This is a genomic window from Enterovibrio gelatinilyticus (assembly GCF_028683095.1).
Classification (GTDB): domain Bacteria; phylum Pseudomonadota; class Gammaproteobacteria; order Enterobacterales; family Vibrionaceae; genus Enterovibrio; species Enterovibrio gelatinilyticus.
On sequence record NZ_JAJUBC010000012.1, the window covers coordinates 114645 to 131962 of the forward strand.

Sequence of the window (17318 nt, forward strand, 5' to 3'; positions counted from 1 at the left end):
TTAGAGGTTCGTCGTCTCCTCTATCTGCACATTCATAAATTTCATCAAGTCGTCTGCAAACCGTAACCGGACTGTCACTGCTCAATTCTATTCTGATGTTGTCACGTCAATAAATGGAGTTGATGAATGCGCAGTCTAGTAGCCCTACAAAGGGTGGATCAGGCCGTATCCACCCTTTGTTTAAGCCATCGATTTAGTGCAGATATTGCACGGGTATTTCGTTGGGTATCGAAAAGCGGAGATGGGCACTTATATCTCGCGATTGGTGCCTTACTGGCGCTGACTGCAGGAGATAAAGGCGTGTCTTTTCTCATCTGCGGTTTGCAGGCTTTTGCCATTGAGTTACCTATTTTCATGGGGCTAAAGCGTGTTTTTCGACGTGCAAGGCCACAACACCTTCCTGCGTTTATTGTGCCTTCCGACCTTTACAGCATGCCTTCTGGGCACACATCTGCAGCGTTTGTTATGGCCACTGTGCTCAGTCATTTCTACCCCGAATACAGTGTTGTTTATTGGTCATGGGCTGCATGTATTGGTGCGTCACGTGTGCTTTTGGGTGTCCACTATGTATCAGATGTGTTGGTTGGTGCCTTACTGGGGCTTGGTTGTGCGTCACTGGTGTTGCGTTTATCCGAGTACGTTTGAATGCAGTGTGAGAAGTAACAATCAGACACAATAGTAGAGAGCAGTGATGAAAATTCTTTATGGCGTCCAAGGAACGGGCAACGGACATATTTCCAGAGCACGAGCGATGGCAAAAGCATTGGCTGAAATCCCAAGTGTCGATGTGCAGTTTCTGTTTTCAGGTCGCCCTGAATCTGAATATTTCGACATGGCAGTGTTTGGTGACTACATGGTGCGTCGAGGTTTTACCTTTTACAGCTATGCAGGAAAGATTGACCGTGTCAAAACCGTGCTCAACAACAATATCTGGCATGTTACTCAAGAAGTGAAGGCATTAGATGCCTGCCAGTATGATTTGGTGATTTCAGATTTTGAGCCCATAACAGCCTATGCAGCAAAACGCCAAGGCGTGCCTTCGCTATCAATTAGCCATCAATCTGCGTTTAAGTACGATGTGCCTAAGCAAGGCCAGAATATGTTGGACAAGGTCATCATGCGCTATTTTGCGCCGACGCAGCATAGTATCGGACTACACTGGTATCACTTCAATCAGTCTGTTTTACCTCCCATTATCGATCTCGCGCCGATTGCGTCGGTATCATCAAATGGTGCCATTTTGGTGTATCTCCCCTTTGAGCGGTTAGAAGAGATATTGGGCGTCTTGCAACCCATGAATATACCTTTCATCTGTTTTCATCCGGATTGCCAGCAAGTGACACGAGCCAAGAATGTGAGTATTCGTCCATTGAGTAAAGCGGCATTTCAAGATGCCTTGATGGCCTGTGAGGGGGTGATTGCTAACGGCGGATTTGAGCTGCCATCAGAAGCGTTATCGCTGGGCAAGAAGCTCTTACTCAAACCACTTGCGGGACAATTTGAGCAGTTAAGCAATGTGGCGACCTTAGACATGCTTGGGCTGGCCAACACCATGGAGACATTAAACGTTGATGTCATAAAACAATGGTTGAGTTGTTCAGAGTGCCAACGCGTTTCTTACCCAGATGTTGCTAAAGCACTTGCGCAGTGGCTAGCTAAAAGAGATATGAGTTCGTTACCGTTGCTTCATCAGGAGTTATGGTCTCAGGTGGTTTTTCCTGAGCATGTAAATGAATTATTGTCCGATTTCTGGCCAAATCATCAGCGAAAACATGCCATGTTCAACATGCGCCTTCCTGTAATATCAAATAAAAAAGCCAAGCAGCATTGACTGCGTGAATGAGTAAACAACAAGGTCTTTTGGTGTGATTTTTATATCTAAGGCTTTGTTATTTTGGGTTTAATTTTTTTGATTTTTATGTTTTTCACGTATTTCTTGAACATGTTTTTATAACAATTTACTGGGGTCTGCTTCGTCACTCATGTTACTAATTTTGTGTCCTGCTCACGGTGTGTTCAATTCATGTTAGTGAATGCTCCACCATTTAGGGCATGAACGCGTGTTTGACATTTTATCTTAGCGATTCGAACTGCCGCACTCGACATGCACGGGTGCACCATGATGTTGTTTTCCCCTTATTGGCAGTGGCGTTGGTAAAGATAAAGAAAGTTCTGCACATAGATTCCCCTGTTCAAGGTTTAGTTATGACACATATAGAGTCGACCAATAATTCGGAAAATCGTGCAGATACGACACTGAGAAGTGTCGATCTTAATCTCATCACAGTGTTTGATGCGGTTATGCAAGAACAGAATATTACCCGTGCGGCACAAAGTTTAGGCATGTCCCAACCCGCCGTAAGTAATGCCGTTGCTCGCTTGAAAGTGATGTTTAATGATGAACTGTTTGTTCGTAATGGACGCGGCATCAAACCCACTCAACGTGCACGCCAGTTATTCGGTCCTATCCGTCAAGCTATTCAATTGATCAAAAACGAACTGCCGACCTCTGTGTTTATGCCTGAGACGAGCAATCGCAGCTTTCGTTTGGCGATTTGCAGCCCTTCAGATATGCGCTTTGTCCCGCAGATCCTAAATTCAATTCGCCGTGTTGCACCGACTGTCAATGTACAGGTGGAAACTGAGTTTGACCGCGATATCTCACGCAAGCTTCGCTACCAAGAAGTGGATTTCGTGATTGATTACATGCGTTTTGGTGAAGCAGGTTTCTGCAGCACCGAAATGTTCAACGATGAGTTGGTCGTGGTCGTTAATAACAACCATCCACGACTGGGTGAGAGTATTACGGCGAAGGCATTGCTCAACGAATCTCATGCTGTATTGAAACACAACGGGCAGATGCTGAGTTATGCAGAAGGTTTCTATCGCGACGGTCGATACCGTGAAGCCTACCAAGGTGTTAGTTTGAGCAACATTTTGTATGTGGTGAGTCAGTCTGAGTTGGTTGCCGTTGCGCCGCGCTGGATGGTGGAGTCAGGCCAAACCAATACTCAACTTAAAATGCTTCCTTTACCGCTTGAGGCTAACCGTATTAGCGGTTACTTGAGCTGGCATGCCTCAGCAGAAAAAGACAAAGGTCACCTGTGGATGCGAGATCAGTTGCTGTCGATTTGTGGCAACTCTCTGGTTTAATGTCCCTTTGTTGACGTGACAAGTTTATCCGCCAAAGCCGACGTCGAGTCGGCTTTTTTATTGTCTGCCGTTTACCTTCATTATTTTGATACGTCTTGTTACATCTTATGCGCCAATTGAGAGAACAGGTGTACTCTCAAATGAACGCTGTTCTAAATCCTCATTGAGTGATTTTTAGCCGTTTTGATGGTGCTTTTTCTTGTAATTGATGGGGGAGTCATTACACTGCAGGTCTAGTTTGAGCTTACAGGTGTTAGCTCATATTTTCGATGTCTTGCTAAATGTTTAAGCGAGGCAAAAGATGTGCTGAGAGAGAATTAAATGGCGCTGAAATTTCATATCGTTAATCGTATTCGTGAGCAAGTAAAAGCTCAGGGAAACAAAACCGCATTGCGTTTCCAAACAGGGAAGGGTTGGGGCGATATCAGTTGGCGTCAGTTTGGTCAGCGCATCGATGATGTTTCGCGTGCCATGCTTGTTTCTGGACTCGCTGTGCAGGACAAGATTGGTATTTTTGCGAACAACTGCCCTGAGTGGACGATCGCGGACATGGCAGCACTGCAAATTCGCTGTGTACCCGTTCCTATCTACCCAACCAATACTGCAGATCAAACCGCCTACATTCTGAAAGATGCAGGTGTGCGCGTATTATTTGTTGGCGACCAAGCCCACGCAGACGCTGCAATGTTGATTGCGGCGCAGTGTCCGTCGCTTGAGCACATCATTAGTTTTAACGAAAGTGTGGACTTTGCAGGTCATTCAATGGGAATGAGCTTCGACGCCTTCATGAAACTTGGCAATGACAATGTTGAGCATGAGCTTCAAACGCGTATCTCAGAAGCGTCGATGTCTGACTTGACTACATTGATCTACACCTCTGGAACAACGGGTGAGCCAAAAGGCGTGATGTTGGATTATGCGAATTTCGCTGCCCAACTAGAAAGCCACGACAAAGTGTTGTCGATTTCAGAAAACGAAGTGTCATTGGCGTTCCTGCCGCTCTCGCACGTGTTTGAGCGTTGCTGGAGCTTGTTTGTGCTGCACAACGGCGCGACCAACTGCTACTTGTCCAACACCCATATGGTGCGTGAAGCCTTGCAAGAGGTGAAACCGACAGTGATGTGTGCAGTTCCACGTTTCTACGAGAAAATCTACAGCGCAGTTCATGAGAAAGTTGCCACAGCAAACCCGGTGAAAAAGGGCATGTTCCATGCAGCCGTCGCTATCGGCAATAAAATGGCGACAACTCTTCAGCAGGGCAAGAAGCCTTCAGCTGCGCTTCAAGCGGCTTACCGAATGGCAGACAAGCTAGTCTTGAGCAAGCTTCGCCAGTTATTGGGTGGTCAGATCAAAATGATGCCTTGTGGCGGCGCAAAGCTTGAGCCCGCGATTGGCCGTTTTTTCCACGCTATCGGCATTAATGTCAAATTGGGTTACGGCATGACCGAAACCACCGCGACCGTCTCTTGCTGGGATAATGCCACGTTTGACCCTGACTCCATCGGTATTGCTATGCCGGGTGCGGAAGTCAAAATAGGTAAGAATAATGAAATTCTTGTGCGTGGCCCAATGGTGATGCGCGGGTATTACAACAAAGCCAAAGAGACGGCTGAAACCTTCACCGAAGATGGTTTCCTAAAAACCGGAGATGCCGGCCATATTGACGCTAAGGGTAACTTGTTTATCACTGATCGCATCAAAGAACTGATGAAGACATCAGGCGGTAAATACATCGCCCCACAGGTGATTGAAGGTAAATTGGGTAAAGACCACTTTATTGAACAAATCGCCGTGGTTGCTGATGCTCGTCACTTTGTGTCTGCGTTGGTTGTTCCTTGTTTTGAAACACTGGAAGGTTGGGCGAAAGAGCTCAATATTAAATACCATGACCGTATGGATTTGATTAAACACAGTGACGTCGTCGAAATGTTTGAAAAACGTATCACTGAGTTACAAAAAGAGCTCGCGAAGTTTGAACAAGTGAAGAAATTCACCTTGCTGCCGTCAGAGTTTTCGATGACAAACGGTGAACTAACACCAACGCTTAAATTGCGTCGCAAAGTGATTCTGGAACGCTATAAAAAACAAATCGAATCAATGTATAAGAAGCATTCTTAATCGCGTCAATACGACGTGGCGTTGAGCGGAAAACACAAAAACGCAGAGGTTTCTCCTCTGCGTTTTTTTTACGTCCTGATGTTGGAGTGGGCGCAAAGTAAAGGGAGTATGCGGTACGATATAGATAGGCAATGTGCAGCTTCTTTTGTGTGTCTCAAAGCTGATATAAAAATCGAGAAATTTCACTTTCCGGCCAATCTAGCCATATTTTCGTCCCAACACAGCAAAAAAAGACCTTTCAGTACGCTGTATTTTCTCGACTACTAAACAGTAAATCCCGCGAGGGTTGATTTTTTTGGTTTTTGATTCTGTATTGATGGGCCTTTGTAGAGTCTTTGGTGATGAAAACGTAATCAAATAGAGTTTTCATGTAAATATAGGTTATCCAATAGACAGATTTGCTAACAAAGCGTTAAAGTTGGTGGTGCTTGAGCAGCCTCAAAAACATAGCTTTTGAGCATGGTTTTTAAGAGGGTTCGAGTGTAGCTGTTTTGATTCTTGTTACGACCGGAATCAAAGGCATAGCTGGCATGGATGGCAGCAGTTAAGACGTCACGTTGGCATCCATCACTAGGCTACAAATAAGTCCTAATACTATGCATACATGGAGGCATATAGTGGAAATGTTATCAGGAGCCGACATGGTCGTTCGTTCAATGATCGACCAGGGCGTAAAACATATATTTGGGTATCCGGGCGGATCAGTGTTGGATATCTATGATGCACTGCATGAGAAAAGTGACATCGAACACGTGCTCGTACGTCACGAGCAAGCAGCCGTTCACATGGCAGATGGTTATGCCCGTGCAACTGGCGAAGTCGGCGTGGTATTGGTGACATCAGGTCCTGGCGCAACTAACGCCATTACCGGTATTGCTACCGCGTATTACGATTCCGTTCCTATGGTGGTTTTATCTGGTCAGGTAATGAGTAACCTGATTGGTAATGACGCTTTCCAAGAATGTGACATGGTGGGTATCTCCCGCCCAGTGGTAAAACACAGTTTTTTGGTGAAAAACACCGAAGACATTCCAACAGTCATCAAAAAAGCCTTTTATCTGGCATCGACTGGTCGTCCCGGCCCTGTGGTTGTCGATTTGCCAAAGGATATGCTGAACCCAGCGAACAAATACCCTTATGAGTACCCAGAAAGCATGTCCATGCGTTCTTACAACCCGACAACGACGGGTCACAAAGGACAAATAAAGCGTGGCCTGAAAGCGCTGCTTGAAGCGAAAAAGCCGGTACTGTACGTGGGTGGCGGCGCCATCATCTCTGAGTGTGGCGAGCAAATCAAAACACTGGCAGACACGTTAAATATTCCCGTTATCAGTACGCTGATGGGCCTAGGCGCTTATCCGAGTACGGGTGACAAAGCACTGGGTATGCTTGGCATGCACGGCACCTATGAAGCCAACATGACCATGCACAATTCCGACCTTATTTTTGGTATCGGTGTCCGCTTTGATGACAGGACGACCAATAACGTCGAAAAATACTGTCCGAATGCCAAGATCATGCATATCGATATTGATCCATCGAGTATTTCAAAAACAGTCTCGGTGGACATCCCCATTGTTGGCTCTGCAGATGCAGTACTTAACACCATGCTTAAGATCCTGACCGAACAGGGCGGCACGAACGATGCTGCGGCGCTTGAAGCGTGGTGGAGCAACATCAACGTTTGGCGTGATCGCAAATGTCTGGCGTATGAAACCAATAATGATCGCATTAAGCCGCAACAGGCTGTTGAAGCCGTCTATAAGCTGACGAATGGCGATGCGTACGTCGCATCCGATGTTGGTCAGCACCAAATGTTTGCGGCGCTGTATTACCCATTTGATAAGCCACGTCGCTGGATCAACTCCGGTGGTCTTGGCACCATGGGCTTTGGTCTTCCAGCAGCCATGGGCGTGAAGTTCGCGCTCCCAGATGCTGAAGTCATTTGTGTCACCGGTGATGGCAGTATCCAGATGAACATTCAGGAGCTGTCGACGGCATTGCAATACGACATTCCCGTCAAGATTATCAACCTAAACAACCGCTTCCTCGGTATGGTGAAGCAGTGGCAAGACATGATTTATCAAGGTCGTCACTCACAATCGTACATGGATTCTGTGCCTGATTTCGCTGCAATTGCAGAAGCCTATGGTCATGTAGGTATCCGTATCAACGACCCCGCTGAACTGGAAAGTGAGCTGGCGCGTGGATTGGCGATGAAAGACAAATTAGTCTTCTTTGATATCAGCGTTGATGAAACCGAGCACGTATACCCGATGCTGGTTCGAGGCGGTGCGATGAATGAAATGTGGTTGAGTAAGACGGAGAGAACATAATGCGCAGTATTTTATCGGTTTTGATGGAGAACGAACCAGGCGCATTGTCCCGAGTTGTTGGTTTGTTTTCTCAGCGCGGCTATAACATCGAATCTTTGACGGTTTCGCCGACTGATGATCCAACGCTATCTCGCCTTAACATTACCACCACTGTGGTAAGAGAGTCTGAGCGTGAGCAAATTGAAAAGCATCTTCACAAGCTGATCGACGTATTGAAAGTCAGCAATGTGACGGAGTCAGAGCATATTGAACGTGAACTGGCGATGGTCAAAGTGAAGGCATCGGGCTTTGCACGCGCAGAAGTGAAGCGTACTGCTGATATCTTCCGTGGACAGATAGTTGATGTCACTAACTCGCTCTACACTGTTCAATTAGCGGGTACGAGTGAAAAGATTGATGCCTTCATCTCTGCAATGAAAGACGTCACAGACATCATTGAAGTCGCACGAAGTGGTGTTGTTGGTATTGCTCGTGGAGAGCGCGCATTGCGTCAGTAAACGCGTAGCCACGGCTTGATACAGCAAGCAACTTAAATTAGAAACCGATGGTGGAAACGCTGTCGGTTTTTTTGTGGCTGAAGAGCGAGCCTGGGACCGCTCTCTTCCCACTCTTTTTTCCGCAGGCATAAAAAAAGGAGCCTATCGGCTCCTTTTTCAGCTTCAGTAAACGTCTATTACAGAACGTGTACAGAAGAAGTGTTAGTAGTACCTGAAGCAACCAATGCGCCAGAAACCATAACAACGATGTCACCTTTCGTGCCTAGACCTGATTCTAGCGCGATTTCTTTACCCTGACGGTAGAACTCGTCAGTGCTTTCGAATTGGTTAACAACTACTGGCGTAATGCCTTTGCTTAGGCAAAGTTGTGCAGCAGTTTTCTCGTTGGTGGTTACTGCAATGATGTTTGCAGTTGGGAAGTATTTACGTACAGAACGTGCAGACTTACCCGCTTCAGTTGCAACAACGATCAGTGGAGCACCTAGCTTCTCAGCAGTGTCTACTGCGCCTTTACATACTGCTTCAGTAATGCGTAGACGAGCGCTGTCTAGGCGTGAACCCAACTCAGCTTTCAGTACTGAATCAGTACGCTTAGCGATTTGCGCCATGATGGTAACCGCTTCGATTGGGTATTTACCCTTAGCAGTTTCACCAGAAAGCATTACTGCATCGGTGCCATCCATGATTGCGTTCGCAACGTCACCCGCTTCTGCGCGAGTTGGACGTGGGTTCTTGATCATTGAATCCAGCATTTGAGTTGCAGTGATTACAACTTTACGTGCACGGTTACATTTCTCGATCATCATCTTCTGCGCGAAGATAACTTCTTCTGCAGGGATCTCAACACCTAGGTCACCACGAGCAACCATGATGCCGTCAGACAGTTCAAGGATCTCGTCGAAGTTATCTACACCTTCTTGGTTTTCGATCTTCGAGATGATTTGGATGCTCTCGCCGCCGTTAGCAGCCAGAATTTCACGAATTTCTTTAACGTCAGACGCTTTACGGATGAAAGAAGCCGCAACGAAGTCAACGCCTTGCTCACAACCAAATACTAGGTCGCTCTTGTCTTTTTCAGACAGTGCTGGAAGGTTAACTGAAACGCCTGGTAGGTTAACGCCTTTGTTTTCGCCCAGATCGCCATTGTTAAGTACTTTACAGATAACTTCAGTTTCTGTGGTTTCTAGTACTTCCATTTCGATCAGACCATCATCAACAAGGATGATGTTGCCAGCGTTTAGGTCTTGAGAAAGACCAGTGTAAGTCACAGCAACACGCTCTGAGTTACCGACTACTGATGCGTCAGTAGTGAAAGTGAACGTTTGGCCCGCTACTAGAGCAACGTCGTTGCCGCCTTCTAGTTTGATAGTGCGGATCTCAGGGCCTTTAGTATCCAGTAGGATTGCTAGTTGCTTACCCGTGTTCTTCATGACTTCACGAAGGTTTGCGATACGCGTACCGTGTTCGTCGAAGTTACCGTGTGAGAAGTTTAGACGCATTACGTTCATGCCAGCGTCAGCTAGCTTGGTCAGCATTTCTACTGATTCAGTTTTCGGTCCAATCGTACAAACGATTTTGGTCTTTTTCATGTAGGGTTCTCTCCGGTCGAGCTTTTAACCAAGGGACAATTTTGGCTGTAATTACGTTCATTAGTGCTTGATGTCTGTAATAAAACAACAAACAGAGACGTGGTGAGCAGTCAGATTGCACCGCTGCTCTTACAGCGTTAATACAGATTCATGACACTATAATTGTGTTGTCCAAACGGCGGGAATCGCTTGGACAACACAACTCATCCATGAAAGCGGACACAGTATACATGCATTACGTGGCGGAAATTTGATCGCAGGCAATGGATAAAGAGTATTTCCCACCTTCATTCCATTTCCCAACCAAATGATACAAGTATTAGGCCGATCTCAACGGCCGTAAATTTACCACATAAAAAGAGGTAGATCACTATCTGGCATCGATTCAGCGGAGAGCCTTTAATCGCGGCGTTTCAAGAGGGAAATAACGCAACAATGGGTAACAATACGCGTAATTTGAGCTGTTTTTATATGAAACTTAACAACAATATCCGTACTGAGCTTGTCGAATCTCATTAGTTTTCATTCACAAATCGAGTGACTTCTCGATATTGTGATACAGCGAGCTATCGAGGTAGGGAGGTGAACACAACTTTGCCACAATGAGTTAAGTAATTTTTGACTTGGCTTCATGACACATATGCTTTTGCATCAACCCGCCGCTGGAATACTTTTCATCACGTTGCTTTGCGCTGCTTTTTTTTCCAGCAATGCCATGTCTGCCTTCGACGATAGAACGCTAACTGTGGTTAATTCCCACAGCTGGAAGCCGTTTGCATTTGTTGAAAATGGTAAGCCCAAAGGTTTATTAGTCGATTACTGGCGAGTGTACGGTGAAGTCAATAATGTACCCATTCAGTTTGTCCTGTCGGACTGGAATCAATCCTTAGAGCACATGACTGAGCCAGGGAGAAAAGTGCATGCGGGGTTGCTCTACTCCTCATCCCGAGATCATTATTTAGATTACACCTTACCCTTGTTTGAAATTTCGTCGTCTCTCTATGTGCTTAATGACAGTGATGAACTGAAAATTAAAGGGATTTTGCCTGGCATGGAAGTCGGTGTTGTGCGCGGCGGTTATGAAGAAGAATACATCAAATATCATTACCCTGAAGCCTCGGTTATCAGTTTCAACAACAATGCAAAGCTCATTGAATCTGCGTTAAATGGTGAAATAACCCGAATGGTCCTTGATACACAAGTGGCCACCTACTATTTATCACAAGACCCTGACTTACATCGCTTTGTACCCATTGAATCTTTATATACCAATATGATTTATGCCGCGGTTTCTGAGGGCGATCAGGCGCTGCATGATGAAATTATCTCAGGCATTGGCAAGATGCCTGAGGTTGAAGTGGCGCGTATCGAGCAAAAATGGCTTAACACCAAGCAAGTGTTCACAATCCCAAATTGGGTACTTCCATCAGTTTTGACTGTCTTCGCGATTGTGGCCCTGAGTTACATTTTTCTGTTACGTCAGATTGTGCGGCGTAAAACGAGGGACTTAAAAGCGCTAAACAAGACATTAGAAGAATATGCATTTACGGATTCGCTTACTGGACTGCTCAATCGTCGTGGTTTAGAGCGTAAATTTGAGAGCAAACAGGTCAGGAAATTGATGAAGCATCAGCAACTGGCTTTATTGATGATAGATCTCGATTACTTTAAAAAAATAAATGACAAGCTAGGCCACCTGAAAGGTGATGAAGTGCTAGTGAGTCTAGGCAAGGCTTTCAAACATACGTTAACAGAAGGTGTTGCTATCGCTCGTCTAGGTGGTGAAGAGTTTTGTTTGCTGTTAGAAGTAGAGAACCAGCGTCAGCTTGATGTGTTGATGGAATATATTCATCGTCGGCTTATCCCAAGCGCATCCCAACATGAAGTTGGTTTGCATGTCACCGCTTCAATAGGAGCGTTGTTGATCGATACTCAAAAGACAGATTGTTCGCTAGACATCTTAATGCATCACGCTGATCAATTGATGTACAGAGCCAAAGAGGGTGGACGCAATCGCGTTGTTACCCAAGCACTCTCAAGCAAAGCCGCACAACCAAAGCCTCTCTGCGTAGCAAGCTAACATCTCAATCTTTGCGTGAAGCGTATTAGCTGTTTGGTGGTGTATTATCATCGTGATTTTCGTGAGTGACTACTCGGTTACGACCACGCTCTTTAGCCTGATATAAACACTTATCTGCACGAAGGCTGGCCGAAAGAAAGCCTTCTAATTGACTGACTTCTGTTGCACCAATCGATATTGTGCAATTAATCGCCAAAGGTTGCCGGTTTGGATAGCTCACACGCACCATAAGCGTTTCAACGCTTTGTCGTAACTCCTCGAGTCTTAGCGTTAACTCGTTTTCGTTGTCTTCCCACATCAAGAGCGCAAACTCTTCTCCGCCTAAGCGAAATGCACATTCATCGGGTCTCGTGAATTCCTCAATGATCCGTGCCAACTGCTTCAACACAAGATCACCAACAGGGTGACCAAAGGTATCATTGATCCGTTTAAAATGATCAATGTCGACCATGGCAAGATACTGATGGCGTTGAGGAGTGGTATTGCGATTATTGAATAAATCAAATAAATAGCGGCGATTGTACAGGTTGGTCAGATCATCGCGATTTGCCATGTCTCTTAAAGTACGTTCCCGAAAAACTTGGTCAGTGACCACGCTGACAAACGTGCACATGGCTTTTTGCCCGAACCAATCGATCACAGTATCAGTGATCTCGGCAATCATAGGATTACCTTTTAAGTCAGTGTGGTTGATGACTTGAGGTGTTGTTGGTGTACCCGTTTCGATGGCGTGCTGATAACGTCGCAGCGCTTCTGGCCAGTGAGACTCTTCGAACAAGACCTTAATCGTTTCTAGGTTCAGCACCTCTTCTGCATTCGACATGCCACTAAACTTCGCAAACGCATTATTTGCATACTTAGGTACGAAGTCGATGTGAATCACACAGGGATTAGGGTGTATATCTAATATGTCTTTAAAGTCTGGCATCACGTGGACATAGGAATAGTCAAAAGAATGTGAAACTTATCATTTACTCATGTAAAAACTGCGATGGGTTTCAAGAAGTTGGGATTATCATCGAGCTTTTATCAATGTAGAGACGCTTGTGTTACATTCGAGTGTGATGATGAAGCACTTTCCATAGATGAAAATGTTGAAAGGAACGTGATTGAGTGGCGGTGTAAATATGTGTTTTATAAACCGGTTTATATGTTTTTCTTGTTCTAGTGTTTGGGTAACGTCATTGGTTTCCCGTACTATAAATACGGTCTTTGACATGTCTACATAAAAGAGAAGGGAAGAGGGTGAAAAAAATGTTCGCTATTTGTTCATCTCAGTGTATAGTCCCCAGAATCTCTTAGACAAGAGTTGTTAATGCCACAGTAAGTATAAGTTCCTTCTCAGCGACTTCTCGAAAACCTTCGTTTAATCTCCCTGCGTCAACTTTATCTTCATCGTACATTCAATAGCTTTACTATCAGTCCAAAAGAAACATCACAAACTCTCTGCATTTGCGAGTCGTGATTGTGCGTTTTATATACGCCTCATGAGCGCTTTGTAGGCGATATTGCACCCATTATTTTGGGTGTGGTCACGAGTATTTGAATATTTGAAATAAGGAAAATTATGTCCCGTAGAACAAGCCGACAGCGTCACTGGTACCAATTAACTCGCGATAAGAAACAGCAAATTACCAAAGGTGAAAAATGATAAAAATTGATTTTCAGTTACACCAAGAAAAGGCCTCATGGCAGGCAGAGATCCATCAGTTAAACAGCGATATTCTGAAGCGACACATCTTACCGAAGATGACGTCAAGCCATCACGATATCGATTTCGAATACTGTGACCAAACTGGTGCAGGAAAAATTATTGCGCCGAGTGGCAACGTGATGGGAGACTTTCTCGTTTACTAATGACTGCACCGCGCTGAACCTATTCGCGCGAAAGTGACACCGATAGACTATTTATCTTGCCGTCAGATAAATACCTATCGAAATACCATCATCGCCCCGTCTGATTGCCCCGAATTTTTTGAAACAACCCACCCATCGCTTGTTTACTGGTTTTGCTAATGGTCTGCATGAACCCAAAGTTCGGGTTAGCTATGTGCTGTTGCTCAAGCTCTTCTAACATGAGTAACCAAAGCTTTGCCGTCATCTGTGCATCAGCTAAGGCACGGTGAAAGACACCATCATTGTCGATATGTTTGAAACGCACGAGTTCGCCCAGTTTGTGGCTTGGCGCGTCTTGAATAAGACGTCTGGCGATAAGCATTGAACACGCGAATTGACCGGAATAGCCTAGATTTAGACGCTCAAGCTCAGCATCTAAAAAGCGTTTATCAAAAGAGGCATTGTGAGCCACAAGGTTGCTGCCTTCGATAAAATCGCAAAACTCCGCCATCACATCGTCACAACTGGCTGCGGTGCGCAGCATGTTATTTGTGATCCCAGTATAACCTTCAATGAAGCTGCTCACCCTAAAGCCTGGATTCATCAGCGCTTGAAATGTATCAATCACTTCTCCGTTAACCAATTTCACCGCACCAATCTCGATCGCTCTGTCGCCCATATTAGGTGATAAGCCCGTGGTTTCGAAGTCGAGAACGATAACGCTATTCGCAGGAGATGATGACATGAGAATGACCTAGATAAGGGCGTAATTGCCGAAGGCAGGCAGTATACAGATACTCACGATGCTGTGGCGAGCGTAAGACGAAAAACAAAAACCGCTATCGGCTCGAAGGCCGATAGCGGTCATCATGTCATTTCAAACAAGGACGCTGGGGTTGCAGAGTATTAGTGACTACAGCTGCACGCGAACCGTTTGTATTGAGTTTGCTGGAAGAGTGATTTGCGCGTTTTGCGCACCAATAACCAAATCCAATTCGATTGGCTCCTTAGTGGTATTTAGCAGTTGAACACTCAAGAGGTTGTCGCTGTTGATCGTTGCACTGGTATGCAGCGCGTCGTCCTCTAACCCATCCAGTATCTTATCGGCTTGCACCGCCTTGTCGCCTGGGCGAATTGTCTTACTGAACTGTGCCAGCACATCGTAAATTGGCGTGTAATACACATCACCGCTTTCAACGTCGATCATGATCGGTGCACCACAGAAATTTCCGGCATGGTTAGGACCGCCTTGGCTATCGAGTACGGCATTCCAATCAACCCAACCTGCCATCCAGTGATTCAAGCTAACAATAATGTCACGGGCATAACGATGGACTGGCGTGTAGATCGGGTGGTTCTCAGGGTTGGGTGCCCACGTTGCGGTGTACGCCCAATCCGTTGCGTTTTCATTCCACCAGAACTCGTCATTGTTAAACCAGCCTGATTCTTGAAACTTCACCGGATCTAAAATCCCATTCGGAGCCGGTTTACCGAGATCATCGATCGTGCCTTCGGTATGAATGATGGCAAAATCAGGGAATTTATTGTGAACGCGATCCATCACGTCTTCATAAACATCTACCGTGCTGGAATACCAGTGAACCGCCGATCCATAAACATACGGTGCGGTTTCAGGATCGCCCAAGATCACATCGGTCCAATGTTCCAAGTGATCGCGGTTTTGATCGTAGATCAGTACGCGAGTATCAGCGAACGCGCTTTCTTTTAATTTCGGGCCAAGAAAATCCTTGATGAAGCTGTTTTGGGTTTCCGCGGTGAAGTGCATGCTTTCCCAGTTACCGCTGTTGCCATGCGGTTCATTCACCGGTGTTAACCCCCAAATATCAACGCCTGCTTCTTTATAGTGCTCAAGGTATTTCACCAAGTAATCGGCATAAGTAGACACATATTCCGGCTTGAGCTTTCCGCCTGTGCCTTCCCAGTTGTTCTCTTTTGCCCCTTTGATAAACCACGTATCGATGTCTTTCATCCACGGCGGCGCTGTCCATGCCGAGGCAATAATATTCAAGGTGCTGTCATCTTGCTGCGCTTTTATCGCCATGGCTTCATGGATCATTGGCAACACATCAAAAGATTCATCCTGAATTCCGGAGTATTTTTCCTTTGAAAATCCGTCGCTGTCGGGGGCGATGGTGAAATGCTTGAGCTCACTGTCACCTTCAACCTCGGCGTAGCCTAATTTGCCTTCAACAGAAAAGTCAGTCGAACCAATGGGCGTGCGCGTGAGTGAGAAATTCGCGCCCGTGTCAGCGTAGAGCTTATTCATCACTTCATGGCGCTTTTCAACCGGAAGATGCGCCAGAACAAACGCCGAGGATTCCGTGAACGAGGTACCAATGCCCGAAATGGTTTGTTTAACCACATCAGGTTGGATCACGATCTGCGTGCCGCTTGCAGCCTCACTGGTAAAGGTTTGGTTTGCCATCACTGACATTTTGTCGCCAGCTTCGCTGGTGAGAAGGATCTCAGCCGTTGATGATAATCCGAAATGTTTGTTGTTCTGAATCAAAGGCTTCTCCGTGTCATATTTTGATGTACAGGACAGCATCATCGCTGATGACAATGCGATAAAAACGGCAGAGAGCGTTTTTACTTCCATGTTGCTACTCCGTGTTCTGGCACGTGCTCGATCTACCCAAGCAGCATATAAATACACCCTTTGATAGCCGATTGACGTTGTGTTATCGATATTTTGAAAGCGCTTTCTTTTCACTTCAAAAGACAAATTAAAAAATTAAATTCCACACGCAGATATAGCGTGTTCGCCTTAGTTTGTAACTAAGGCGCTCCATGAAGTGTCTTGTTTTTCTTAGGATCAATACAGTGGAGCAGTAGAGGTGTGATGTGAAAGAGGGGAATGAGGTCGAAACACGGTCAAGCTAAGCACGAGGATTTTTGAGTAGTCCTCCCATTGTTTAACTTTCATCCTCTCTTTACTGATTGAGTATGATAAGTTTTTCGACAGCGATAGACGAATAAACGGACGTAAGAGTGATAGACAAAATTCGCCTTTTTATCATCGAGTGTGTTGATCCCATGGATCTGCTTCAAGAGCGTTCGGAAGCGAAAGCGCTAGAGAAAATCTGCAAAGCCATTGGCCACGAAGTTGCCATTCTTAGGGCGTTTTGTGAGCAAGACTTAGTCAAATACCTTGATTACATTTCATCGATAGATGGGAATTACATTGCAGCCAATCATGCTAGGGTTCCGCTTTGTGTTCATATATCAGCGCATGGCAATGCAAACGGCATTTCTTTTGGGCGTGATTTCATTAACTGGCACCGTTTATTTCTCGCACTTTCTCCCATTCTAAAAGACATGAGTCAGTACAATGGGGAAGTACTCATCAGCATTTCTGCGTGTGGCGCTGGTCAGCAAAAGCTTGTTGATGAAATCGAAGCTGAAATTGCCAAGTATCATATCGATTCAGAACATTTAAATCGGCATGTAGAGCCACCCGAATACATCTTTGTGACAGAAGGAAGCCAAGGAAAAGATGTAGTGTACTGGGACGACGCCACCGTATCGTGGACCGTTTTTTATCACCAAATATCTAAGCTTAAAGCGATTAATGATGAAGGTATTCATCAAATTTTAGATGACATTGAGCATGCAACAAAAACCCTGTTGCGATCATTTAAGTGGGATACGAAAACACAAAAGTATGTGGAGTATTGAGCGAGCACAG

General features: G+C 45.5%; 13 protein-coding genes. 9 read left to right on the top strand and 4 right to left on the bottom strand.

Annotation, left to right across the window (positions count from 1 at the left end; all coding sequences use genetic code 11):
* The first annotated feature begins 126 nt into the window (after positions 1 to 126).
* From LRP50_RS12200 to ilvN, 6 genes are all read left to right on the top strand, one after another.
* Positions 127 to 645: a phosphatase PAP2 family protein gene (locus LRP50_RS12200; protein ID WP_274164742.1), complete on the top strand. Its 519-nt coding sequence runs from the start codon at positions 127 to 129 to the stop codon at positions 643 to 645.
* A gap of 46 nt (positions 646 to 691) precedes the next feature.
* On the top strand, positions 692 to 1831 hold the full coding sequence (locus tag LRP50_RS12205; RefSeq protein ID WP_274164743.1) for an MJ1255/VC2487 family glycosyltransferase: 1140 nt from the start codon (positions 692 to 694) through the stop codon (positions 1829 to 1831).
* A 374-nt stretch (positions 1832 to 2205) separates the two neighbouring features.
* A complete protein-coding gene (leuO, locus tag LRP50_RS12210; protein WP_274164744.1) occupies positions 2206 to 3153 on the top strand; it encodes a transcriptional regulator LeuO in 948 nt (315 codons plus the stop codon).
* Between the two features lie 321 nt (positions 3154 to 3474).
* Entirely contained in the window at positions 3475 to 5271 is a 1797-nt protein-coding gene (locus LRP50_RS12215; RefSeq protein ID WP_274164745.1) for an AMP-dependent synthetase/ligase, read from the top strand.
* Positions 5272 to 5888: 617 nt separating this feature from the next.
* Positions 5889 to 7607 (top strand): acetolactate synthase 3 large subunit, encoded by a 1719-nt coding sequence (locus tag LRP50_RS12220; RefSeq protein ID WP_274164746.1) that lies wholly within the window; start codon positions 5889 to 5891, stop codon positions 7605 to 7607.
* On the top strand, positions 7607 to 8104 hold the full coding sequence (gene ilvN, locus LRP50_RS12225; protein ID WP_274164747.1) for an acetolactate synthase small subunit: 498 nt from the start codon (positions 7607 to 7609) through the stop codon (positions 8102 to 8104). Before LRP50_RS12220 ends, ilvN begins: the two co-directional genes overlap by 1 nt.
* Before the next feature lie 176 nt (positions 8105 to 8280).
* Here ilvN and pykF read toward each other — a convergent pair whose 3' ends face one another.
* The gene (pykF, locus tag LRP50_RS12230) at positions 8281 to 9693 is read right to left on the bottom strand and encodes a pyruvate kinase PykF (protein ID WP_274164748.1); all 1413 of its coding nucleotides are present in this window, start codon (positions 9691 to 9693) and stop codon (positions 8281 to 8283) included.
* A gap of 631 nt (positions 9694 to 10324) precedes the next feature.
* Here pykF and LRP50_RS12235 point away from each other — a divergent pair.
* The gene (locus LRP50_RS12235) at positions 10325 to 11773 is read left to right on the top strand and encodes a sensor domain-containing diguanylate cyclase (RefSeq protein ID WP_274164749.1); all 1449 of its coding nucleotides are present in this window, start codon (positions 10325 to 10327) and stop codon (positions 11771 to 11773) included.
* A gap of 25 nt (positions 11774 to 11798) precedes the next feature.
* On the opposite strand, the gene LRP50_RS12240 is transcribed toward LRP50_RS12235, so the two are convergent.
* Positions 11799 to 12701 (bottom strand): sensor domain-containing diguanylate cyclase, encoded by a 903-nt coding sequence (locus tag LRP50_RS12240; RefSeq protein ID WP_274164750.1) that lies wholly within the window; start codon positions 12699 to 12701, stop codon positions 11799 to 11801.
* A 719-nt stretch (positions 12702 to 13420) separates the two neighbouring features.
* Between LRP50_RS12240 and LRP50_RS12245 the strand changes: the two genes are divergently transcribed.
* A complete protein-coding gene (locus LRP50_RS12245; RefSeq protein WP_274164751.1) occupies positions 13421 to 13630 on the top strand; it encodes a hypothetical protein in 210 nt (69 codons plus the stop codon).
* Positions 13631 to 13718: 88 nt separating this feature from the next.
* Here the strand turns inward: LRP50_RS12245 and LRP50_RS12250 are convergent, their stop codons facing one another.
* The gene (locus LRP50_RS12250) at positions 13719 to 14354 is read right to left on the bottom strand and encodes a 3'-5' exonuclease (protein ID WP_274164752.1); all 636 of its coding nucleotides are present in this window, start codon (positions 14352 to 14354) and stop codon (positions 13719 to 13721) included.
* 168 nt (positions 14355 to 14522) lie between these two features.
* Entirely contained in the window at positions 14523 to 16229 is a 1707-nt protein-coding gene (locus tag LRP50_RS12255; protein WP_274164753.1) for a glycoside hydrolase family 30 protein, read from the bottom strand.
* A 392-nt stretch (positions 16230 to 16621) separates the two neighbouring features.
* Between LRP50_RS12255 and LRP50_RS12260 the strand changes: the two genes are divergently transcribed.
* On the top strand, positions 16622 to 17308 hold the full coding sequence (locus LRP50_RS12260) for a hypothetical protein (protein WP_274164754.1): 687 nt from the start codon (positions 16622 to 16624) through the stop codon (positions 17306 to 17308).
* Positions 17309 to 17318: the final 10 nt, after the last annotated feature.